Annotated in this window: 22 protein-coding genes; 9 read left to right on the forward strand and 13 right to left on the reverse strand. The window is 43.6% G+C overall.

Going from position 1 to position 22,187, the window contains the following annotated elements; all coding sequences use genetic code 11:
• Positions 1-47 precede the first annotated feature (47 nt).
• The 6 genes from K7A41_RS10705 to panB all read right to left on the reverse strand — a co-directional run bounded on the left by K7A41_RS10705 (position 48) and on the right by panB (position 7,372).
• Positions 48-1,349, reverse strand: coding sequence for a TolC family protein (locus tag K7A41_RS10705; protein ID WP_028068268.1), 1,302 nt, complete (start codon positions 1,347-1,349; stop codon positions 48-50).
• Between the two features lie 9 nt (positions 1,350-1,358).
• Positions 1,359-4,442, reverse strand: coding sequence for an efflux RND transporter permease subunit (locus K7A41_RS10710; RefSeq protein ID WP_028068267.1), 3,084 nt, complete (start codon positions 4,440-4,442; stop codon positions 1,359-1,361).
• Between the two features lie 6 nt (positions 4,443-4,448).
• Positions 4,449-5,510, reverse strand: a complete 1,062-nt coding sequence (locus K7A41_RS10715; RefSeq protein ID WP_028068266.1) for an efflux RND transporter periplasmic adaptor subunit — start codon at positions 5,508-5,510, stop codon at positions 4,449-4,451.
• A 196-nt stretch (positions 5,511-5,706) separates the two neighbouring features.
• Positions 5,707-5,859, reverse strand: coding sequence for a 30S ribosomal protein THX (locus K7A41_RS10720; protein ID WP_081817763.1), 153 nt, complete (start codon positions 5,857-5,859; stop codon positions 5,707-5,709).
• Positions 5,860-5,941: 82 nt separating this feature from the next.
• Positions 5,942-6,544: a hypothetical protein gene (locus tag K7A41_RS10725; RefSeq protein WP_028068265.1), complete on the reverse strand. Its 603-nt coding sequence runs from the start codon at positions 6,542-6,544 to the stop codon at positions 5,942-5,944.
• Positions 6,545-6,556: 12 nt separating this feature from the next.
• Positions 6,557-7,372, reverse strand: coding sequence for a 3-methyl-2-oxobutanoate hydroxymethyltransferase (panB, locus tag K7A41_RS10730; RefSeq protein ID WP_028068264.1), 816 nt, complete (start codon positions 7,370-7,372; stop codon positions 6,557-6,559).
• An 83-nt stretch (positions 7,373-7,455) separates the two neighbouring features.
• On the opposite strand from panB, the gene K7A41_RS10735 reads away from it, so the two are divergent.
• From K7A41_RS10735 to K7A41_RS10760, 6 genes are read left to right on the forward strand one after another with little or no spacing between them, the layout of a single operon-like run.
• Complete coding sequence (locus K7A41_RS10735; protein ID WP_028068263.1) at positions 7,456-8,199, forward strand: RluA family pseudouridine synthase; 744 nt, start codon at positions 7,456-7,458, stop codon at positions 8,197-8,199.
• A gap of 21 nt (positions 8,200-8,220) precedes the next feature.
• Positions 8,221-8,811: a TlpA family protein disulfide reductase gene (locus K7A41_RS10740; protein WP_265713701.1), complete on the forward strand. Its 591-nt coding sequence runs from the start codon at positions 8,221-8,223 to the stop codon at positions 8,809-8,811.
• A 41-nt stretch (positions 8,812-8,852) separates the two neighbouring features.
• On the forward strand, positions 8,853-9,689 hold the full coding sequence (gene pyrF / locus K7A41_RS10745; RefSeq protein ID WP_028068261.1) for an orotidine-5'-phosphate decarboxylase: 837 nt from the start codon (positions 8,853-8,855) through the stop codon (positions 9,687-9,689).
• Positions 9,690-9,731: 42 nt separating this feature from the next.
• Positions 9,732-11,282 carry a glutamine-hydrolyzing GMP synthase gene (guaA, locus tag K7A41_RS10750; protein ID WP_028068260.1) on the forward strand — a complete coding sequence of 517 codons (1,551 nt, stop codon included), beginning with the start codon at positions 9,732-9,734 and terminating at the stop codon, positions 11,280-11,282.
• The gene (locus K7A41_RS10755) at positions 11,239-12,519 is read left to right on the forward strand and encodes an ABC transporter substrate-binding protein (RefSeq protein ID WP_265713703.1); all 1,281 of its coding nucleotides are present in this window, start codon (positions 11,239-11,241) and stop codon (positions 12,517-12,519) included. The genes guaA and K7A41_RS10755 overlap by 44 nt, the downstream gene beginning before the upstream one ends.
• A 7-nt stretch (positions 12,520-12,526) precedes the next feature.
• Positions 12,527-13,702, forward strand: a complete 1,176-nt coding sequence (locus K7A41_RS10760; RefSeq protein WP_037532065.1) for an RsmB/NOP family class I SAM-dependent RNA methyltransferase — start codon at positions 12,527-12,529, stop codon at positions 13,700-13,702.
• 83 nt (positions 13,703-13,785) lie between these two features.
• Here K7A41_RS10760 and K7A41_RS10765 read toward each other — a convergent pair whose 3' ends face one another.
• Positions 13,786-14,262 (reverse strand): universal stress protein, encoded by a 477-nt coding sequence (locus K7A41_RS10765; RefSeq protein ID WP_028068257.1) that lies wholly within the window; start codon positions 14,260-14,262, stop codon positions 13,786-13,788.
• Positions 14,263-14,337: 75 nt separating this feature from the next.
• On the opposite strand from K7A41_RS10765, the gene K7A41_RS10770 reads away from it, so the two are divergent.
• On the forward strand, positions 14,338-15,111 hold the full coding sequence (locus K7A41_RS10770; protein ID WP_028068256.1) for a C40 family peptidase: 774 nt from the start codon (positions 14,338-14,340) through the stop codon (positions 15,109-15,111).
• 57 nt (positions 15,112-15,168) lie between these two features.
• Here the strand turns inward: K7A41_RS10770 and K7A41_RS10775 are convergent, their stop codons facing one another.
• The 6 genes from K7A41_RS10775 to K7A41_RS10800 form a co-directional block, all read right to left on the reverse strand.
• Entirely contained in the window at positions 15,169-15,756 is a 588-nt protein-coding gene (locus tag K7A41_RS10775) for an outer membrane beta-barrel protein (RefSeq protein ID WP_028068255.1), read from the reverse strand.
• Between the two features lie 310 nt (positions 15,757-16,066).
• Positions 16,067-17,218: a molecular chaperone DnaJ gene (gene dnaJ / locus K7A41_RS10780; RefSeq protein WP_028068254.1), complete on the reverse strand. Its 1,152-nt coding sequence runs from the start codon at positions 17,216-17,218 to the stop codon at positions 16,067-16,069.
• A gap of 10 nt (positions 17,219-17,228) precedes the next feature.
• On the reverse strand, positions 17,229-17,777 hold the full coding sequence (locus K7A41_RS10785) for a nucleotide exchange factor GrpE (RefSeq protein WP_028068253.1): 549 nt from the start codon (positions 17,775-17,777) through the stop codon (positions 17,229-17,231).
• 157 nt (positions 17,778-17,934) lie between these two features.
• Positions 17,935-18,615, reverse strand: a complete 681-nt coding sequence (locus K7A41_RS10790; RefSeq protein WP_028068252.1) for a cell division ATP-binding protein FtsE — start codon at positions 18,613-18,615, stop codon at positions 17,935-17,937.
• Positions 18,612-18,824 carry a hypothetical protein gene (locus K7A41_RS10795; protein ID WP_028068251.1) on the reverse strand — a complete coding sequence of 71 codons (213 nt, stop codon included), beginning with the start codon at positions 18,822-18,824 and terminating at the stop codon, positions 18,612-18,614. Before K7A41_RS10795 ends, K7A41_RS10790 begins: the two co-directional genes overlap by 4 nt.
• Before the next feature lie 56 nt (positions 18,825-18,880).
• Complete coding sequence (locus tag K7A41_RS10800) at positions 18,881-19,894, reverse strand: acyl-CoA reductase (RefSeq protein ID WP_028068250.1); 1,014 nt, start codon at positions 19,892-19,894, stop codon at positions 18,881-18,883.
• Positions 19,895-20,051: 157 nt separating this feature from the next.
• Here K7A41_RS10800 and K7A41_RS10805 point away from each other — a divergent pair, with 157 nt between their 5' ends.
• Both K7A41_RS10805 and K7A41_RS10810 read left to right on the forward strand, forming a co-directional pair.
• Positions 20,052-20,402 carry a 4Fe-4S dicluster domain-containing protein gene (locus tag K7A41_RS10805; protein WP_028068249.1) on the forward strand — a complete coding sequence of 117 codons (351 nt, stop codon included), beginning with the start codon at positions 20,052-20,054 and terminating at the stop codon, positions 20,400-20,402.
• A 280-nt stretch (positions 20,403-20,682) separates the two neighbouring features.
• Positions 20,683-22,119: a dicarboxylate/amino acid:cation symporter gene (locus K7A41_RS10810; protein WP_028068248.1), complete on the forward strand. Its 1,437-nt coding sequence runs from the start codon at positions 20,683-20,685 to the stop codon at positions 22,117-22,119.
• The last annotated feature ends 68 nt before the right edge of the window (positions 22,120-22,187 follow it).

Genomic DNA, 22,187 nt, shown 5'->3' on the forward strand with positions numbered 1-22,187 from the left:
AAACAGGAGCCATTTTTATGAAGTAATGTTTAAGGATGATAGGCAGATCAATAGGTTTCCCCTGTTAATTCCTTCAGCCGTATCTCTGACAGTTTGGCTTCGTATTGGGCCGTGTAACTTCGGGTCATCGCATTGATATAATTGACCTGTGCCGTTCTGACCTCCAGTGTGGTGATTGTCCCGATCCGAAATTTGTCCATCGTAATGTTCAGGTTTTCTTTGGCAAGTTCTTCATTCTTTTTTTCCACATTTGCCAATTGCATGTTGGTGACATAGGTTTGGAAAAGTGTTCTGACTTGAGCCTGTATATCCTGTTTTTGCTGTTGGATCAAGAGTTCGCTGCTCTGTAGCTGAAATTTGGCTATACGTTCATTTCTGTTTTGTAGAAATCCGTTAAAGATATTGACTGAGGCACTGACGCCATAGGTGAGGCCCCGATTTTTGTTTTCCGTCGAGAAGCCGAGAGAAGAATGCGATTCATTCCAATTGTAACCTGTGTTGAGGCCTATTTTAGGATACCGTTCGGCTTTCACGGACTTTAGATTCAGTTCAGCGATTCGCTTATTGATAATTGCCAGTTGAATTTGCGGATTCTGTTGGTCCGCAAGTGTAAGCAAATCGCCAAGCTTGAGGTTCTGATCCAGCTCCATTTCATCTTCTACCCCGAAATCCAAGTCTAGGTCACGGGTCATCAGCTGGTTCAGGTAGGTCTTGGTGTTTTTGAAACTTTCCTGCTGCCGGAGCAAGTTGGTCTGATCAGTGTTCAAGTCTACTTTTGCATTTAATAGATCCAGCTTTGAACCTTTTCCGATTTCGAGCCTATTTTCGGCTAACGCTACCCGGTATTGGGAGAGGGTGATTGTTGTATCCAATGCATCCAACAGCCGTTTTTGTTGGACGAGATTATAGTAGGTTGCGATTACTTCGCTGAGCTGGCTGATGACTTCAAATTTGATTTCGGCTTCGCCCTGGCGCTGTATTTCCTTAAATCTATCCCGTCGTGCAAACATGCCGAAGCCATCAAATATCGTCCAGTTGAGATTGACTCCATAGGACATGTTGTCATTTTTTGCGTTGGAGACCTGTTGTATCTGGCCGTCAGCACGGACCTGTCGGGAATTTTGGACAGAGTTACTCCGGTTGAAGTTCCCTGTGACTGCTGGAAGCATGCCTGCACTCCCCAGGCTTGTGTTTTCCATATCGATCTTGCTGTCGTTTCTCGCCAGAAGAATATTGAAATTGTTGGCAAGGGTAGTGGTCAGCGCTTCTTCCAACGTCAGCGTCTGCTGGGCATGTGCCTGGAATAGTATAGTGCAAAACAGCAGCATGATGATGGTATATCTCTTCATATCTTATCTCTATTCGTAACTAGTAATTTGATCAAATTCGGGCCTATGCTTTTTTTGTCTGGACCACATGTAATAAATAGCAGGTATAATAAACAAAGTCAATATAAGGGAGAATATTGTACCGCCCACGATGACAACACCCATCCCAATGCGGCTGGTAGACGCTGCTCCCAAGGACATGGCAATAGGGAGAGCACCGAGGGCGATCGCTAAACTGGTCATCAAGATGGGTCTAAGGCGGGATTCAGCAGCATGCATGATGGCCTCGAATTTCTCCATGCCTTCTTCCCGCATCTGGTTGGCGAACTCGACGATCAGGATACCATTTTTGGTTACCAGTCCGATCAGCATGATCGTTCCGATCTGGCTAAATATATTCCAGGTCTGATCAAATAACCAGAGACTGATCAATGCGCCGGCCACAGCCATAGGCACGGTAAGAATGATAATAAATGGATCTAGAAAGCTTTCAAACTGAGCCGCTAAGATCAGATATATCAGTAGGAGTGCCAGTCCAAAGGCAAAAAGCGTATTGGAGCTACTTTCCACGAAATCGCGGGATTCGCCGCTAAGATCTGTTGTGAAGCTATGGTCGAGGACTTTCTCTTTTATACGATCCATTGCAGCAATCCCGTCACTCATACTCATGCCGGGAGCCAGGCCTGCAGAGACTGTAGCAGACATATAACGATTATTGTGATATAACTGCGGCGGACTGCTTTCCTCCCGCACGTTGACCAGGTTGTCCAGCTGGATGAGCTGTCCCATATTGTTCCGTACATAAATCGATGTCAGATCGGTGGGAGTGGCTCGCCTGTCGTTTTCCACCTGTCCAATGACCTGATATTGTTTGCCGTCGCGCATAAAATAAGCAAAACGCTGTCCGCTCAATAGCAGCTGAAGTGACTGGGAGACATCTAGTACAGATACACCCAGACTGAGTGCTTTCAGGCGGTCTATCTCTACGTGGAGTTCAGGCTTGTTGAATTTTAGATTGATATCCGTTGTTGAAAAAGTGGGATCGTTGTTGACCTCATTCATAAATTCAGGTATTTTTTCCTGAAGTTTTTCAAAGTTCTGCGCCTGGATAATATACTGAATAGGTAGCCCGCCGCGCCGGTTCATCGATATGGTTGGCGTCTGAGAAACATTGACACGGACACCGTCATATTTTTTCGTCCAGTTGGTCAGTTCTTTTGCGACATCGTCCTGAGATTTTGTACGTTCATCGGGATCTACGAGTGTCATGCGTATGCGCCCTGAATTGACCGAACTTGCACCAAACCCCGGGGATGTAATGTTGAGGCTGATTTTATTTTCAGGAATGGAATCGTAGACAAGCTTATCCAGCTCCTGCATATAGCGGTCCATATATTCGTAGGTGGCACCCTCGGGGCCAGTGACACTGACTAGAATGCTGCTCCGGTCGTCGTAGGGGGCTGTTTCTTTCTTTATGGTTGAGAAGATTATACCAATGATGGCAAAACAGACCAGCAAGATCGGAAAGCTGATCCATTTGAATTTCATAAATGTACTCAATGCGCCGGCGTAACCTGTGTTCATTTTCTCAAACATCGGTTCAGTCCATTCATAGAATTTCGTTTTTTTATGGCCGCCACCTTTGATCAGATAGGCGTTGAGCATCGGTGTGAGCGTGAGCGATACAAAGGCCGATACCAGCACCGCAGAAGCGATGACCACGCCGAATTCTCGAAACAGGCGTCCCACAAAGCCCTCTAAAAATATGACAGGCAAGAACACCGCGGCCAACGTAATGGAGATCGAGATGACAGCAAAGAAAATCTCCTTGGAGCCTTTGAGTGCCGCCTCAATCGGGGACATGCCTTCTTCCACTTTCTTGAAAATATTTTCCGTCACCACAATTCCATCATCGACCACCAGTCCTGTGGCCAATACGATCGCGAGTAAAGTCAGAACATTAATCGAAAAGCCGAATACGTACATGATGAAAAAGGTCGCGATGAGTGAAACGGGAATATCCAGTAATGGACGTAATGCGATTCCCCAGTCGCGGAAGAAGAAGTAGATGATCAGCGTTACCAGCACAATGGAAATGACAAGTGTTTCGGCCACTTCGACTACAGATTTTTTGATGAATTTGGTATTGTCAGATGCGATATTGATCATGATATCCTGCGGGATATCCTCTTTCATCTGATCCAGCATCTCATAAAAATTGTTGGCGATGTCGAGATAGTTAGTCCCCGGTTGCGGGATTATGGCCACTCCGACCAGCTGTTTGCCATTGCTGACCATCTTTGTTTCCAGGTTCTCAGCGTCGATTTCCGCTCTTCCAATATCGATAAGTCTGACCAAACGCGTACTATCGGCCTTCAGAACAATATTGTTGAATTGCTCGGGCGTGGACAGATTACCCACTGTTTTTACCGTTAGTTCGGTTGTCTTTCCAACGATCTTGCCAGATGGTAATTCAATGTTCTGGTTGTTCAAGGCAGTCCGTATATCCGAAGCTGTAATGCCATAGGCCGCCATCCGGTCAGGGTCTAGCCAAAGCCGCATGGCATAGCGTTTCTGTCCATAAATTTGTGTGCTACTGACGCCGGGTATCGTTTGTAACCGTTCGGAAATTACATTTTCTGCGTAGTCGCTCAAAGAAAGCTTATCCCTGCTTTCACTCTGTAACGTTAAGATAATGATGGGATCGGAGTCGGCATCCGCTTTTGAGACGACGGGAGGGGCGTCAATGTCCTGCGGTAAACTTCTTACCGCCTGAGAAACTTTATCCCGTACGTCATTGGCGGCCTCTTCCAGGTTTTTCTTTAAATCAAATTCGATGGTAATATTACTGGATCCCTGATTGCTGGAAGAAGATATATTCCTTATGCCGTCAATGGAATTGATGGCTTTTTCCAGGGGTTCGGTAATTTGCGATTCAATAATATCCGGATTGGCGCCGGCATAGTTGGTGCGTACCGACACGATCGCCGGGTCTATGGAAGGATATTCGCGGACCCCGAGAAAACTGAAACCAATATAGCCAAATAAAATGATCGTTATATTGACGACAATGGTTAAAACAGGGCGTTTAATGAAAATAGCAGACAAATTCATGTACAATTAGTTAACTAGTGATACCTTAACCTTTGCACCATCTTTCAGCGCAAGGACTCCCGTGGTCAGTACCGTATCTCCAGCACTTATGCCCGACAGAATGACAATTTCTTTATCTGTACGGGCGCCGGTTTCTACTTTCGCCTCTTTTGCCAGACCATTTTGGACTATAAACACCTTTTTGCCGTCCTGTATAGGCACGATCGCTTCTGTTGGTATGGCAATCGCGTCATTTTCTGTTTCTATGGGGACGATTACATTGACAAATGAGCCGGCTCTCAGTCTTCCCTGATCGTTAGATGCCCTTGCGCGAACGCTGAGTGTTCTTGTGTCAAGTGACACTTCAGGTTCTATGGCATAAACATTTGCTTTCATTACTGTTGGGTCATTGGCAACGGTAAATTCAATTGCCGAATTCAACTTGATTACATTGCTATATTTCTCTGGGATGGCAAAGGTGATCTTGACTGAATTGTCTTTTACCAGATTAGCGATAAGGGTGCTTGGGGAGACGATAGCACCGACAGAGATATTTCGCAGACCAATCACACCACTGAAGGGAGCGCGAACAGCAGTTTTTGATATTTGTGCCTGGATCAGTTGTATCTGTGCCAGTGATGTCTTTAGAGCAGCACTGGCCATATCAAATTCTTCCTGACTTATGGCGCCTTTTTGAAGCAGAAGCTTTGCACGACGCTCGTTTTCGGCATTCAGCTGATTAGTCGTCTGCGCTTGTTTGAGCTGCGCCTGCAGCTCGATATCGTCGATTTTGATCAACGGTTGCCCCTGCTGGACCCGTTGGCCTTCTGAAAAGTAGATTTTTGTAATTCGGCCACTTACCTCACTTCTGACTTCCACTTTTTCTTCAGCATCCAGACTGCCAGACAAATTGATGGAACGGTCCGCTACTGAAGACTTGGCTATGATAGCCTGTGCAGGTATGGGCATATCCTTTTTCGCCGATGGTTTGACACTATCTTTTTTATCTTTTTTGGAGTGTAGAATAAAATATCCTCCCCCAATGGCGGCGCAAGCTAAAAGTATATAAATGCTTGTTTTTTTGTTCATGCGGTGTAGTCCTTATTGTGGTTTTTGATTTGACGGATAAAGATAGGTTTATTCTGTAGATGAAACCGGTTGTCAAAAGGATTTTACAAATCGGTGTAGTGATAGGGGGGCGGTGAAAAACCGTTAGATCCTCGCCTTAGAAGAGGACAGTTCAGCATATATAAAAAAAGCTAGAACATGGTCTAGCTTATGTCTACTATTTTTTTGCTTTCGTTTTTTGCTCAGTCACCTCAGAGGCTTCATTGCTAACCTTTGGTTTAAGCGATGACTTAGATAAATGTGGCCTTCGTTTTCCAAAAGAACCGTTTGATATTTTTCCTCTTCTGGTTTTGATATCACCTTTTCCCATAGTGTAAAATATTTTGGTTTAAACAATCTTTTTGATAAACCTAAATATAGCACATTCTTTTGGTATTTACAATTTCTGCACGTTAAATGATGGGGAAGATCCTCTTTTGGGTTTCAATTCTGAAGTTTTGTTCGAGGGTTTCAAAAAATAGCGTATTGGCCGGTTTATTTTCCGCTACAAGGTAAGGGATTTCCAGGATATGGCTTTTCACCTTAATCCGATAATACCCATAAAGTAAACCTTTGGTTGTCTGTATGGATTCGATCTTTTGTATGGCCTGTATATCCTGAAAGATATTAAAGGTATAGTTTTCTCCTTTAATCTGTTCGACGAAAACATCATTCGTCGTCGGATTATGCCAGATCTGCTGGCTTTTTAACTTGCTAAAATGGTTGTTGAACAGAAATACGTAACCGACTAAAAAGAAAGCCGGCAACAACAAAAATAGCAGTATTTTAATTTTGACAAACAGTAATACGGTAACTAGTATCAAAAGAATCCCTGTCAGGCTAGCGGAGATTGTCTTTTTCAACGTCGATTGTATAATCGTCGATGGGGCATCGATAAGCTGAAATCCGAGTTGCAGCTGTCTGGAGTGATTATCTGATGATCCGCTGATATTAAATTTCTTCCGGATCATCAGGTAGGCTATCAGCAGTAGCAGTCCTATAATTAACAATTTCATCAGTTGCTGAGCTTAATACTGTTCGTCTGCATTGGGGTACTGTATGGATTTTACTTCGGCGATGTAGTTGCTCACAGCGGCAGTAATCTGTTCATGCAGGTTGGCAAAATGACGCATAAATTTGGGTTTAAAGTCCGCATTCATACCTAGCATATCATTGATAACGAGTACCTGACCATCACAGTCCGCACCTGCGCCTATGCCGATGGTTGGGATGAACAATTTTTCGGTTACGATTTTTGCCAATGCTGCGGGTATTTTTTCCAGTACGATGGCGAAGCATCCAGCCTCCTGCAGTGCCAATGCGTCCGCGACAAGTTTAGCTGCTTCCTGTTCCTCTTTTGCACGTACGCCAAAGTTTCCGAATTTATTAATCGATTGTGGAGTCAAGCCCAGGTGGCCGCAGACCGGGATTCCGCCGGCGATAATCTTTTTGATATTTTCGATAATTTCTACTCCGCCTTCCAATTTCAGGGCATGTGCTCCAGATTCTTTCATCATGCGGACAGCAGCATTAAAGGCGTCGTTTGGCGATCCTTGGTAGGTGCCGAAAGGTAGGTCGGCCAATACCATGGCCCGTTCGGTACCCCGGGCAACAGCGGCGGCGTGATAGATCATGTTGTCAAGCGTGATCGGTAGCGTGGTCTCGTAGCCCGCGAATACATTGGCGGCAGAATCCCCGATCAAAATGACATCGATACCAGCACTGTCGACGATTTTGGCCATGGAGTAATCATAGCTTGTCAGCATGGATATCTTCTCTTTGCGCGCTTTCATCGCTTGCAGCATCGCTGTGCTTACTCTTTTTATTTCTTTGTTTATAGACATCTTAACTTATATTGTAAGGTCAAAAGTAAGCTTTTTATCATACATAGACCAATATTCTGCTAAGCGTTTTGTATTTTTGTAGAATGATACAAAATGAGACCCGTCTATTTAAATTTCCCAAATTTTCAGAATTAATAATCCACGAGGATGAAAATTTGATCGTTATAAATAAACCACCTTTTGTCGCTTCCCTGGACGAAAGGGAGGGTGGGGAAGTCAATATCCTCCGTCTGGCGAAGAAATACCATGCAGATGCGCAGATCTGTCACCGTCTGGATAAGGAGACGTCCGGCATCTTGCTGATTGCAAAAAATCCGGAGACATATCGTTCTGTGTCGATTGCCTTTGAAAAAAGAAAAGTGCATAAGATTTATCATGCTATCATTGGTGGCACGCATACTTTTCAGGATCTGCTAGTCGACCTTCCTATTTTAAATCAGGGCAATAAGAATGTATCTATTGACCGTGCCAATGGAAAACCCGCAGAGACGGTTTTTAACTCGCTTAAATATTATAAAAACTATACACTTGTGGAGTGTAAGCCGATTACGGGCCGCATGCACCAGATTCGTATTCACCTGGCGACACAACACGCCGCAATTGTAGGAGATAGCATGTATCGTGGCAAACCGGTTTACCTTTCTCAGATCAAGAAACGAGGGTTTACCCTGTCAAAAGATGAGGAAGAACAACCTATCATGAAACGTTTTGCCTTGCATGCGAAACACATTGAGTTTGAACTCAATGGTGTTCAAATGGTTTTCGACGCACCTTATCCGAAAGATTTCGCTACGTTGTTGAAATTGTTGGATAAATTTGATGCTTAAGCGTTGTAATCTTTTCATTTTATGAATCCAAAGATAAAGAAGCTGGTAGGAAACTTCATATTTGTAGCGCTTATTGCTCTATTGCTCTGGCCGACAAGCCGAACGTATTTTCAGCAGCAGCTGATGAACATAGGTCTGTTCAGACCCAAACTAGAAGTTCCACCAAAAACAGACAGGGGCGGTACAGGAACCGCGGATCCGGCGGACCATGTTACATTTATCCGCCATTCGGGCGAGACCGTTCGTGTGACAGAGCTTAGAGGTAAGGTCGTTTTTATTAATTTTTGGGCGACCTGGTGCGGGCCGTGCAGAGCGGAAATGCCTTCCATCAACGTGCTTTATGACAAATTTAAGGATAATCCCCAAGTGGAGTTTCTGGTAGTGGAAATTGAAGGTGAGAAAGAAAAAGCCTCTGCTTTTATGAAAAAACAGAAATTAACACTTCCGGTCAGCTATCCCAACAGTGAAATTCCACAAGAGTGGCTTTCTGGATCAATTCCAAGCACCGTCATTCTAGATAAATCCGGCAATTTAGTGACGAGGCATGAAGGAATGGCAGACTATTCCGCGCCTGAGGTGACGGCATTTATCCAGGAGTTAATCGATAAATAAAATAATTCTTACGATTCATATATACGATTCATAATATTCGCATGACCAGAGCAGAACTTATTCGCCAGATCAAAGAGAAGCGTTCATTCTTATGTGTCGGCCTAGACACCGATCTTACAAAAATCCCCCAACATTTGTTGGATGACGAGGATCCCATTTACAGTTTTAATAAAGCTATTATTGAGGCTACTGCAGATTTGTGTGTCGCCTATAAGCCCAATATTGCTTTTTATGAGTGTTATGGGGTAAAAGGATGGGAGTCTTTGCAGAAGACCTGGGCGGCATTGCCAAAAGATTGTTTTAGTATTGCCGATGCCAAGCGTGGCGACATCGGAAATACCTCGGGTCGTTATGCTAAGGCATTCTTTGATGAGCAGGCATCGGGGCTGGGCTTTGACAGTATTACGATCGCACCTTATATGGGGAAGGACTCGGTCACACCATTTTTGGAATTTGGAGACAAATGGGCTATTGTGCTGGCATTGACATCCAATGCTGGAAGCTTGGATTTCCAGAATTTTGAAAATAATGCGGGTTTACAGCTTTTTGAACAGGTAATCGATAAAGTAAATACTTGGGGAACGCCTGATAATTTGATGTATGTTGTCGGGGCGACCAGGGGTGAGGCGTTCCTTAAAATCAGAGAACATGCTCCAGATCATTTTCTACTGGTACCGGGTGTAGGAGCCCAGGGGGGATCGCTCGAAGATGTCTGCCGTTACGGTATGAACAAAGACTGTGGTTTATTGGTCAATAGTACTCGGGCGATTATATATGCTTCCCAAGGACGCGATTTTGCGGAGCGTGCGCGTGCGGAGGCGCTGTCATTACAAAAGGAAATGGAAAAGGAACTATTGAAAGCGGGCATTATTTCCTGAAATGACATTTAATAATTCGTTCGTAATACTTACCTTTGCAGCATGCCAGAAAAAATTATCATTCTAGACTTCGGGTCTCAGTACACGCAATTAATAGCGAGACGTGTCAGAGAGCTAAATGTGTATTGTGAAATACACCCGTTTAATAAATTGCCAGATTTTGACGAATCTGTAAAAGGCGTTATATTCTCCGGAAGCCCTTATTCGGTACGGCAGGAGGACGCTCCGCAGATTGATTTTGTCAGCATTCAAGAACGTTTTCCGCTTTTGGGTGTTTGTTATGGAGCGCAGTACATTGCTCAAAAGTCGGGCGGTGAGGTGTTGCCATCCGAAATCCGTGAATATGGTCGCGCGAATCTGCAATTTGTCAATAGTGAAAATGAATTATTGGCAGGGGTACCGGTACAGTCGCAGGTGTGGATGTCTCACGGAGATACCATCAAAGAAGTGCCTGCGGATTTTGAGATCATAGCCAGTACCGATAAGGTGCGTGTCGCAGCTTATCAGGTAAGAGGTACACGTACTTACGGTATTCAGTTTCATCCCGAAGTTACCCATAGCACCGATGGTGCAATCTTACTGAAAAACTTTGTGGTAGGAATCTGCGGCTGCTCGCAGGATTGGACTCCGGACGCCTTTGTCGAGACCACTGTGGCTTCTTTAAAGGAGCAACTGGGGGATGATCATGTTATTATGGCCCTGTCAGGAGGCGTTGATTCTACGGTGGCGGCGGTACTGTTGCATCAGGCTATTGGACAAAATCTACACTGTATTTTCGTGGACCACGGTCTGCTCCGGAAGGATGAATATGAGCAGGTACTTGATTCGTACAAAAATATGGGGTTGAATATAAAAGGGATCAATGCGAAGGATCTATTCTATGGTAGATTGTCAGGAGTTTCTGAACCCGAGGAGAAGCGTAAGATCATTGGCAATTCCTTTATCGACGTTTTTGACGAGGCTGCAAAAGAAATTCAGAAAGAGCTTCCAGAAGGTGTTGAAGCAAAATGGCTTGGACAAGGCACGATCTATCCTGATATTATTGAGTCTGTTTCCGTAAAAGGACCGTCAGCGACAATCAAATCGCATCATAACGTGGGTGGTTTGCCCGACTTTATGAAACTTCAGGTAGTGGAACCTCTTAAAACTTTGTTTAAGGATGAAGTGAGGAGAGTCGGTAAGGCACTGGAAGTGGATCAAGCGATCTTGGGACGACATCCCTTTCCTGGACCTGGGCTAGCAATCCGTATTCTGGGCGATATTACTCCGGACAAAGTGAGAATCGTCCAGGAAGCGGATGCCATTTTTATCAGTAACTTAAAGGAATCGGGCTGGTATGATAAAGTCTGGCAAGCGGGTACCATCTTTTTACCGGTACGCTCAGTAGGTGTGATGGGCGATGAACGTACTTACGAGCACGTTGTCAGCTTGCGCGCCGTCGGTTCCTTGGATGGAATGACCGCCGATTGGATACATCTGCCGTATGACCTGTTAGCCAAAATTTCAAATGAAATTATCAACCATGTGAAAGGAATAAACAGAGTTGTATATGATATCAGTTCAAAACCGCCCGCTACGATTGAGTGGGAATAAAATATGGGTTACGGCACTTGCAGCATTATGCCTTGCAAGCTGCACAACCAAAAAAAGTACGGTATTGCGTTCGCCTTCCAGTCAGGGCGAACAGCATACCGCTGTAACCAAACCAGCTATAGAAAAAGAAAAGCCTGCAATCAAAGCCGGTGATGTGCAAAATGTAAATGGCCATATGGTCAAGAACAATAAAATTGCCCTATTGCTGCCCTTCGAATTAAATAGTATTGCCAACAGAGTGACGACGGAAGATGTCGAGCGTTCAGCTTTGGCGCTGGATTTTTACCAAGGTTTTCAGCTGGGACTGGACAAAATCGCCAAAGAGGGTGGTCTTTTCGATTTACAGGTCATAGACTCACGTGATAATGTTGCATATAACGCGAGCTTGGGAACAGCCGCCGATGTGAAAGATGCAGTAATTGTTGTCGGGCCCGTTTATCCAAGGGAAATCAAGAGCTTTGCGCAGACTTTTGCAAACAAAAATGTACTTCAGGTATCACCTTTGGCGGCGACCATGGCCTCAGAGTTTAGTGTTCCAAATCTGGTATCCATGACTCCGTCGATTCGTACGCACGCTGAAACGCTTGCCAAATACATCGCAGAGCAATTCTACACCGGAGACCAAATCTTGATTTACGATGCCGGCGATGACGATAGTAAGCAGTTTTTGGTGAATTTTGCTAATGAAATTACAAAAGTAAATCCTCAGGCAAAGGTAAAAACTGTACTTAGTATCAACGAGCTCAACAACAATATGGTTTTAACTGGGACAAATCATATCGTATCTGGTACTTCCAATAAGAATCTGGTGAAAGGTTTACTGGATGCGATGGACAGTAAATTTCTAAATCCGGGCAATCAATTTAAGCTGTATGGACATCCGAATTTTTCAAAACTTTCCTTCGAGAATTTTGAGAACATGGATTTTTACAATCTGATCATTACTTCTTCCAGCTTGGCTGATGAGTCAGATAGCGACACAAAGAAATTTATATCAAATTATAAATCGGCCTTTAAAGTAGATCCTTCGGAATTTTCGTATAAGGGCTACGATGCGGCGGTTTATTTTGGCCGCTTGATCCATAAATACGGCGTTGATTATGTAAGCCATGTGACACAGGAAAAATTTTCGGGACTCAATAGTGATTATAGGTTTGAATTTTTTCCGAAGTGGGGATATGCCAATAGGGCATTAGGCATCATGGTCTATCACAATAAGAAATTTGAGAAAAAATAAACCCTGAATGGCTGAATTGAATGCAAAGCGTATCCATCAACAGATACGTAATTTTGAGCGTGCAATGGACGATTTTGAATCGGATCAGCCATTTTCACGTTATTTAACCTCGTTTTTTAAACTGAATAAACAGATGGGGTCTTCGGACCGTAGATGGGCCTCCCGCCTCTGTTATAACTATTTCCGTCTGGGAGCCGCTGCTTTACAGCTGTCCCAGCAACGCCGCTTGGTGTTAGCTGAGTTTTTATGTGAATCCGAAAGTGCACTCGTGAGCTTGCTGGATCCCAGCCTGGCAGAAAAAATGACTCTGCCTTTAGGTGATAAACTTAGCTTTCTAGAAGCTGACGGGCTACTTAGTAGACAGGATCTGTTTCCTTTTACAGCCGCGCTGTCGCCTGAAATAGAGGCGAATGCTTTTTTGGAGAGCCAATTGATACAGCCACACCTATACATCCGTGTCAGACGTGGAAAGGACAAGCTTGTACGTGCGATCTTAGAAGAAAATAATATATCCTATGATCAGGTGGGGGAACAGTGCATCGCTATGCCCAATGGAACCTCATTGCAACGGCTTCCGGCTTTGGATGGTCTCGTCGAAGTTCAGGACCTTTCTTCGCAGCGTACACTTGATTGGATGAAACCAGAGCAGGGAGAGTCCTGGTGGGATGCGTGTGCTGCCTCTGGAGGCAAATCCCTTTTGCTATTGGACGCATGTCCAAGCATTGAATTGCTGGTATCTGATGTGCGTATGAGCATTTTGAGGAATCTTGATGAGCGATTTGACCGTGCGGGCATAAAGCATTACCGGAAGAAAGTCCTGGATCTAACCAAAGACCCCGAGATGATTTTAGGTAACGAGCAGTTCGACGGCATTGTTCTGGACGCGCCATGTTCGGGTTCGGGTACCTGGGGGCGTACCCCCGAAATGATAAGGCAGTTTAAGTTAGCTAAGATAAACGAGTACAGCAGGTTGCAGCAGACGATTGCAAGCCGTGTCGTTGAACATGTGAAAGTGGGCAAGCCACTGGTTTATATCACCTGTTCTGTATTTAAAGCAGAAAACGAAGATGTGGCTCAGTACATTATCGACCATCATGGATTTGAACTGGAAAGTATGGACTATCTGAAGGGATATCATGCAAGAGCAGACAGCATGTTTGTCGCCAGGTTGATCAAGAAGTGATTTTTGTAATAAATTGTTTGTACAGGAGCGCCTTTCATTTATCGAGTAGAAGGCGCTCTTTTGCGTTATTCTCAAGAATCCGATTATTGATCACATTTGCCGGGTACAACCAGGACGGGGCATGTGGCTTTACGGATGACAGATTCCGAAACCGAACCGGATATAAAGTGGTCGAATCCTGTCCTTCCATTGGACCCCATAATAATAAGATCTGCTGACCATTCCTGTGCAGCAGCGAGAATTTCCTCTTTAATCGAACCAATCCGGTTGAAAAGATATACTTCATTCGAATCTTTAAATTCCCGGCTTATTTTTTCCAGGTACTTCTGTGCATTTTCCTGTTCCATTTCAGATACCTCGGGTACGATGACCGGCTGCTGGCCGAGAAGGGGATCTGCACCAAAGTTAGTGGGTGAAGTTGGGGGGATTACCGTGACGAGAGCAACCGAAGCATGGAACGCATCAGCCATTTCTTTCGCATATAGAATGGCTTTCTCAGAACATGGAGCATCATCGACTGCAACGAGTATTCTTTTAAATTTTAAATTAGTATTCTCCATATCTATTATATTTAATTTATCTTCGTTTGTTTAATATATAATCAGCGTTTAGACAATTTTGTTTTTGTTTGCCCAATGAAATATGGTATTTGTACACTAGCCTTGGTTCCCTTGCGATCTGAACAGGCCCATCGGAGTGAAATGGTTTCCCAAGTATTGTTTGGTGAGCTATTCGAAATTTTGGATGAGCAATCCGACTGGAGCTCCATTCGGCTGCTGGATACGGGCTATACAGGCTGGATTCAGAATGGACAGTTTACTGAAATCAGTAATGTGGAATTAGCACGTTATACTGGTGGAGATGCACGTATGGTGGGAAGAGAGGGAGGTATCCTGACAGAAGGGAGCAGAAAACTTTACCTCTGTCATGGTACAAAATTATATTTCGACGAGCAGGGGGGCTTTGATCTAGAAGGTAACCGATGGCACTATCAAGGCACAATGAATACGCTGTCAAGAACAGATTTTAGTGCTAGTATCGCCGCCTTGGCACGCAGTTATCAGGACGCTCCTTATCTCTGGGGCGGACGTTCGCAGTGGGGAATCGATTGCTCGGGATTTTCGCAGCTGATCTACAGCTGTTTTGGTATTCAGCTGCCCAGAGATGCCTATCAGCAGGCAGAAATAGGGCAAACTGTAGACTTTGTTGCTGAGATCAAAGTGGGGGATCTTGCATTTTTTGACAATGAAGCCGGAAGGATTACACATGTGGGCATCATGCTGGATACAGATACTATTATCCATGCTTCGGCCAGAGTCCGTGTGGACCGCATGGATAATGAAGGCATATATAATCGGGAGCTGAACAAGTATTCGCATAAGCTGCGGATTGTGAAGCGGTACCTGTAAACGTATAAAAAAACGGCTATAAGTTACTTATAGCCGTTTTTTTCGTTTTGTGCCCCATTAAAAATGGAACTGTACACCTAGTGTTGGCGCTAATGAGTTCGCATCTAAGCCAAATGTATTTGTGGATATATCAGCCGTTTTATTTTTGTTATAGTTGTAATATAAACCTCTTACTTTCAATTCGATACCAATTTTGTTAGTTGGAAAGTATGCTAAACCAGGAGCTAGCTCCACACCGTAGTTTTCAAATTTTGATTCACTTTCCACATTAGCTTTTTCAACCGTGTTTTTACCCCATGACATAGGTACTGATAATTGAGCAAAGAATCTCAATGGGCCATTGGCAGAATATTTTCTAACAAAAGGCGCGACTTGGAAAGCATCTACCTTAACGCTATTCTCTTTATCAGATTCGTTTTTGCTCCAGTTGTAGCCAATTCCTGTACCTACTGCCCAGTTGTCACTTACAAAGTAACCCACAGTTGGGTTAATGGAGAATGAGTTGTTTTTATAATCAGTATCTTTGACTTTTGAAGTTTCGAAGCCAACTTGACCACCAACCATAATTTTTCCTTTTTCAGTCTGAGCGTTAGCTGCAATTGTTAAACCTGCAACGGCAGTTAATGTAAGTAAAACTTTTTTCATGTCTTTTTAATTTAATAGTTGTTTCTATTCGTCAGCAATTACTTTCTGACTTTTTAAATTTGATAGTCAAATATCCATAAATTTCTTTATTTTATTGTCACTATTTTGTCTGGATATTTTATGAAAATCGTAAAATAAAGTGTTTCAGTTGATTATTTTTTACGTATTTTGTCAAGCAGTATACATTATTTTTTCAATGTCATTTTAATGTTGACTTTTCGTAATAAATTGTCAGTTTATTGTGAATAAATAAAAAAAAAGCCATTTATCAAATAATGATAAATGGCTTTTGCGAATCCTACTATGTAAGTTATTCGAAATATTCCTTTATTCTTTCAAAGAATGATTTCTCACTTTTGCCGGGCTGGGGTTTAAAGTTCGGCGATTCTTTCAGCTTATTCAACAATTCCTTTTCTTCGGATGAAACTGCTTTTGGTGTCCAGATGTTAACATATACCAGTTCATCACCTTTATGATAGGAATTGACTTCGGGAATACCTTTCCCCTTTAAACGGAGTATTTTACCTCCTTGTGTACCGGGTTCAATTTTTATTTTAGCTTTTCCGTCAATAGTAGGTACTTCGACACTGGTACCGAGTGTTGCATCGACGAAATTGATGTATAAATCATAGATGACATTTAATCCATCGCGTTTTAAGGTTTCGTGCGGAACTTCTTCTATAAGGATGATCAGGTCTCCCGGTATGCCGCCACGCGGAGCTGCATTCCCCTTACCGCTCATGGACAGTTGCATACCTTCACTCACGCCAGCAGGAATATTTATGGAAATGGTTTCTTCACCCCGCTCTAATCCCTCACCTCTACAGGTTGTACATCTAGCGGTAATCTCGACGCCTTCGCCATTACAGGTAGGACAGGTGCTTGTCGTCTGCATTTGACCTAATATGGTGTTGGTCACTCTGCGTACCGATCCTGATCCGCCACATGTTTTACAGGTATGGACAGAAGATTTGTCTTTTGCACCGGTACCGTCACAGGTATGGCAGACTACCTGTTTGTTCACCTTTACTTTCTTTTCAACTCCCTTGGCAATTTCTTCGAGTGTCAGCTTTACTTTAATACGTAAGTTGCTTCCACGCGCTACTCTGCGGCCGCCGCGCTGGCTGCCTCCACCACCAAAGAAGCTTTCGAAGGGATGCCCTCCGCCAAAGATATCGCCAAACTGGCTGAATATATCCTCCATATTCATGCCTCCGCCACCAAATCCGCCACTGGCTGAGTTTCCAGCGTGGCCAAATTGATCATAGCGTTGGCGCTTCTGTGGATTGCTCAAGATATCGTAGGCCTCTGCAGCTTCCTTAAACTTTTCCTCAGCCTGATGATCACCGGGATTTTTGTCAGGGTGATATTTGATCGCCAGTTTGCGATAAGCTGATTTGATCTCCTTCTCGTCTGCGGACCGCGAGACCCCAAGTATATCGTAATAATCTCTTTTTGACATTGCCTTATTATTATTGACCTATAACTACTTTGGCATGACGTATGACTTTGTCACCCAGATAGTATCCTTTTTCGATTACGTCTACTACTTTATTCTTTAAATCTTCGGTAGGTGCTGGAATCGTTGTAATTGCTTCCTGTAATTCTGGATCAAAAGCCTGGCCGACGGCGTCCATTTCTTTTAATCCCAGTTGTGATAAAGTCTGTCTTAATTTATTGTTGACAATTTCCATTCCCGTTTTTACAGCTTCCACATCACTAGCTGTCAGCATTGCCTGCAGCGCACGGTCAAAATCATCCAACGTAGGTAATAATTTGGCAATTACATCCTTTCCGGCTGATTGAATCAATTCAACACGTTCTTTGCTTGTACGTTTTCTATAGTTGTCAAATTCAGCAGAAAGACGAATGTACTTATCCTTCGCCTCTGCCAATTCTGCAGTCAATTTCTCTTCGATCGTTAATTCTTCTGGGGAATCAGCTGTTTGTTCCTGCTGGTCAGAAGGGTTATTCTCTACTTGATTTTGACTCTCCTCATTATAATTATCTTGCTCATTCATATCTTCAATGCTAAATAGATTCAAAAATTACTATATTCTGGTTGGTCAAACTTTTTGCCAAACAGTAAAATTCCGACAGCTTGTCAGATATTCTTTAAAAAGCCTAACAATTTGTCGGAATCCAGGGGCTTACTGCTAAGTCCTGTCAGTTTTTCGTTTAGATGCTGACATTATCCTGTAGTACTCCATCGCCAGTCTTGATAATACGGGATGGCATATTGCGAATTATTGTGTAATCGTGTGTGGCCATCAGAATGGCTGTTCCTGAATTGGCGATGTCCCGCAGCAGCAGTACAATCTCCTCGGAAGTGGCTGGATCGAGATTACCTGTAGGTTCATCGGCCAGAATAATTTCCGGATTGTTCAATAAGGCACGCGCAATAACGATCCGCTGCTGCTCCCCACCAGAAAGTTCGTGTGGCATCTTCTTTAACTTGGAACGAAGTCCGACTTTTTCCAGCACATCCAATATCCGTCCGTCGATCATCTTCTTATCTTTCCATCCGGTCGCCTTGAGCGCAAATTCAAGATTTTTTTCTATCGTTCTATCCGATAGTAAATGGAAGTCCTGAAATACAATTCCTAATTTCCGACGTAGGAAGGGGACGTCATTTTCGTGGAGTTTTTTTAAGTCGAAGCCAGCGACCATTCCTTCGCCGCTACCGATATATAGATCGCCGTAAATGATTTTCAATAAACTACTTTTTCCGCTGCCGGACTGTCCGATTAAGTAGATAAATTCACCTTTGCCAATGCTTAAATTTACATTGGATAATACGAGGTGCTTCTGTTGGAAGATGTCGACGTTTTTTAATGTAATTACTTTATTTTCAATCATGAGAGCTCCAATTCTAATTTTTTAATCTGCCCAAAAGGCATTTCTCTGACCAGCTGCATGATATATTCAGCCTTTTCCCCCAATCCGATTTTATCGAGAGATTTGTCTGGCCGGTCCACTCTGAAATATGCCAGCAAGGTGAATGCATCGTCCCGCAGCTGCACATAGTCAGGGATTTTGGCTACGCCTTTTACTTTTATGATATACATGATTTCAAAGTTAGTATTTTTAATGCAATTTCTTGAATCCGATTTTAAGAGACTGTTTACTGATTTTCAAAAAGAAAATCCAGCGTATTTACGCCATCCGCGTAGTCGCTTAGGGCGGGGCACTGGCTTTCGCCGAAGCCGAAGACAGGCGACTCAAGGGACAGTGGGATTGCCGAGACCACACATTGGATCGCCTGTTGCTGCGTATTTAATTCGTTTTCGAGTTCAGATAGGCTGTTGTATTCCTCGTAATATAGCACGGCGAGGGGCGATGCTGTACGCGTGTCTTCCTTTAGCAATAAAAATCCATTGTCATAGTGTTTGTCGCCGTTGATCAGATAAATAGATTTGTTATAATCGTAATTATTGTTGTACTTAAAATGTTCGCTGATCGTTTTAAAATCAGCTATCCCTTCAAATAGCTGGGATACAGCATAATCTTTTGGGATGAAAATTTTAGATACGGAGCGACAACCTAGGCCAAAGTAATCAAAAATATCGTGCCCCAGATCACGTAATTGTTCAGGTGTTTCCTGACCAGTAATCACTCCGATGCTGTTCCTATTGCGGCGAATAATATGTGGTTTGGAACCGAAATAATAGTCAAAATACCTTGAGGTATTATCAGAGCCGGTGGCAATGACCAGATCAAAATCTTTAAGTTTGTCCACGATCTCGAATCGCGCGCGTACCTCTGGCTCAATGTCTGCCAGCAAAGCGAGCACACAAGTCGTTAAGCCTGCGTCGTCTGAGGAAACTTTTATTTTCGCTTTGAAGCCGCTGATCAATACGCAGAGAATATCATGAAATCCGACTAGCGGAATATTTCCGGCCAGAATGAGACCTACTGTTTTTTCGGACTGCATATCGGGATAATCGGATAGCCAGTGCTGTAATTTTTCATTAGTTAAGTTGGCGGCAATGGCTTGTATAGCCTTTTTGACGTAGCCAACCGTATACCATGGATTTTTATACTGTGCCTGTTCAATCACCTGTACAAGATCCTGGGGGTAGTTTTGCAGTAGCTGGCCGAGTTTTACAAATGCATTTATTCGTTGTTGCTTTGTCAAAATATTAAATTTTTAAAAGATGAATACACAAATTTGTATTATATTTGTGCTGTTAACATTAATCAACGTGAATCAACTAGCCTTATTGTAAAATCAGACTTTGTTTTCATATTGATAATGCAAAAATAGTTTATTTATCATAATTGTGAGGTTATAAATGGCGATTAAAATTACAGACGAATGCATTAACTGCGGTGCTTGCGAACCGGAGTGCCCAAATAATGCAATATACGATGCTGGTGTAACTTGGAAATTTTCGGATGGGACGGCTCTGAACGGAATTATCGATTTTGGCGACGGTGTTACGCTTGATGCCAACGAACCACAGGAGGCGATCTCAAATGAAGTCTATTATATTGTTTCAGATAAATGTACAGAGTGTGTGGGCTTCCATGACGAGCCGCAGTGCGCCGCAGTTTGTCCGGTTGACTGTTGTGTGGATGACGAGGATGTACGCGAGTCGAACGATGAGTTATTGGCGAAAAAGGCTTGGTTGCACGCGGAATAAAAACGCGTATTCCGTTAAGATATAGAGCAGGATAAGTTTATCCTGCTTTTTTTTTGCTTTATTTTCATTTCGCCGGAGCGACTGGCACTTCTCTCGCCTGTATTCCTGTTGCCCGCCGCGTTGCGGAGGCAATGTCCGTCCTGTTGAAGAGCTTGCTTGCGTTGTATTTCATTTTACGAAATCGGTATTTTGTTGCGGAACTAGGCCCTTTAGAATAATAATATTTGCGAAAGCACAGGATTTTTTTATTTTTGTTCTTTTGACCATTAAAATCTTTTAGATGTTAAAAACCAAAATAGGGTTGATTACCCTCATCACAGTCACATTAGCTTGTATCATTGCAGTATTATATGAATTTGATATTGTAGGCTTTTCACACACGTTTCTAATGGCTGTTCGTTGGATAGTGGCCGCCGTTTTGGTGGTGAATGCGCTGTATAAGAAAAATCTAACTACCTGGATCCTGACCTGCATGATTATGGGGATATTTGTGGGGCTGGATTTTCCAAATCTTGCGATTTCACTGCAACCATTAAGTAAAGGTTTTATAAAGTTGGTAAAGACCATAGTCGGTCCCATTCTTTTTGCGACGCTCGTGTACGGAATTGCAGGACATTCAGATCTTAAACAGGTAGGCCGCATGGCCTGGAAGTCTATGTTGTACTTTTTCTGCGCGACGACCTGTGCCATTTTTATTGGTCTGGCAGCGATCAACCTGACCCGCGCCGGAGTGGGGGTGGATGTGGCCCATATGCCACATGAAGAATTGCCTGCGCCTAAAGAGAGCCTCGATGAACATGTGCTAAAATCCCTGCCCGACCACGTTCATCCGGTGTATAAATTTACCTCATTTATCAGAGACCTCTTTCCCGAGAATATCGTAAAATCTGTGGCCGACAATCAGGTACTGCAGATCGTTGTCTTTTCCGTACTTTTTGGAATAGGATTGGCGATGGTGGACGAAAAAAAACGCAAACCGCTTGTTGACTTTACGGAAAGTATGTCCGAAACCATGTTCAAGTTTACCAACATCATCATGTATTTTGCTCCAATCGGGGTCGGGGCAGCAATGGCCTATACCGTCGGTCACCTAGGGGTAGATATTTTAAAAAACTTGTTCATGTTGCTGGCAACCCTGTATTTTGCGCTAATCTGTTTTCTGACGTTGGTGCTATTACCGGTCGCACTTTATCTCAAAGTACCGGTCAGGCGCTTTATCAATGCGATTAAGGAGCCGGTATCCATAGCTTTTGCTACGACGAGCTCAGATGCAGCATTGCCTAAAGCCATGAGCGCGATGGAAAAATTTGGTGTACCTCGCAAAATCGTTTCTTTTGTTATCCCGACCGGATACAGTTTCAACCTTGACGGCACATCCCTTTATTTGTCTTTAGCGGCAATTTTTGTTGCTCAGGCAGCGGGAATCCACTTATCTTTTGGTCATCAGCTGATGATCGCATTCACGCTGATGATCACGTCCAAAGGCGTGGCTGCTGTACCACGCGCTTCGCTGATTATTCTGATTGCTACTGCAGATCAATTTGGTCTGCCGACCTTTGTCATTGCCGCTATCCTGGGAATAGACGAGTTAATGGATATGGCGCGGACTTCTGTGAACGTCATTGGGAATTGCCTCGCCACAGTGGTGGTCGCCAAATGGGAAGGGGAGTTTGATGAGGAGGCACCTTACCGTGAATCTACGGAAGAGCTGTTGTAATCTTACACTGTCTGCCATAAGACCGAGCTCCATAAAAAAAGTCGGGCCTAACATCACAAAGTTAAGCC

This window comes from Sphingobacterium sp. InxBP1 (assembly GCF_026191775.1).
In the GTDB taxonomy this organism is placed as follows: Bacteria; Bacteroidota; Bacteroidia; order Sphingobacteriales; family Sphingobacteriaceae; genus Sphingobacterium; species Sphingobacterium thalpophilum.